Source organism: Rathayibacter sp. AY1A2, assembly GCF_002930935.1.
In the GTDB taxonomy this organism is placed as follows: Bacteria; Actinomycetota; Actinomycetes; order Actinomycetales; family Microbacteriaceae; genus Rathayibacter.
On the sequence record NZ_PSTP01000046.1, the window covers coordinates 1 to 1,048 of the forward strand.

The window sequence follows — 1,048 nt, forward strand, 5'->3', positions numbered from 1 at the left end:
TTGTAGGGGTGACGGCGTGCCTTTTGAAGAATGAGCCTGCGAGTTAGTGCTCTGTGGCGAGGTTAACCCGTGTGGGGCAGCCGTAGCGAAAGCGAGTCCGAATAGGGCGATTCAGTCGCAGGGTCTAGACCCGAAGCGAAGTGATCTATCCATGGCCAGGTTGAAGCGACGGTAAGACGTCGTGGAGGACCGAACCCACTTCAGTTGAAAATGGAGGGGATGAGCTGTGGATAGGGGTGAAAGGCCAATCAAACTTCGTGATAGCTGGTTCTCTCCGAAATGCATTTAGGTGCAGCGTTGCGTGTTTCTTGCCGGAGGTAGAGCTACTGGATGGCCGATGGGGCCCAAAAGCTTACTGACGTCAGCCAAACTCCGAATGCCGGTAAGTGAGAGCGCAGCAGTGAGACTGTGGGGGATAAGCTTCATAGTCGAGAGGGAAACAACCCAGACCACCAACTAAGGTCCCTAAGCGCGTGCTAAGTGGGAAAGGATGTGGAGTTGCACAGACAACCAGGAGGTTGGCTTAGAAGCAGCCACCCTTGAAAGAGTGCGTAATAGCTCACTGGTCAAGTGATTCCGCGCCGACAATGTAACGGGGCTCAAGCACGCCACCGAAGTTGTGGCATTGACATTAGTGGTAGGCCTTCGTGGTCCAGCCGTGTTGATGGGTAGGAGAGCGTCGTGTGGCGAGTGAAGCGGCGGTGTGAACCAGCCGTGGATGCCACACGAGTGAGAATGCAGGCATGAGTAGCGAAAGACGGGTGAGAAACCCGTCCTCCGGAAGACCAAGGGTTCCAGGGTCAAGCTAATCTTCCCTGGGTAAGTCGGGACCTAAGGCGAGGCCGACAGGCGTAGTCGATGGACAACGGGTTGATATTCCCGTACCGGCGAAGAACCGCCCAAGACAATCCAGTAGTGCTAAGTATCTGAATCCCTTTGATGGATCCCTTCGGGGTGAAGCGTTGGGCCTAGCGTACGACCCCGTGCTGGTGCGTTTAGCGTATTAACAGGTGTGACGCAGGAAGGTAGCCGAGCCGGGCGATGGTTG

1 rRNA gene is annotated in these 1,048 nt (G+C 55.7%); it reads left to right on the forward strand.

The window, feature by feature from the left end:
- Positions 1-1,048 (forward strand): 23S ribosomal RNA (locus tag C5B93_RS16810); the annotation flags it as partial.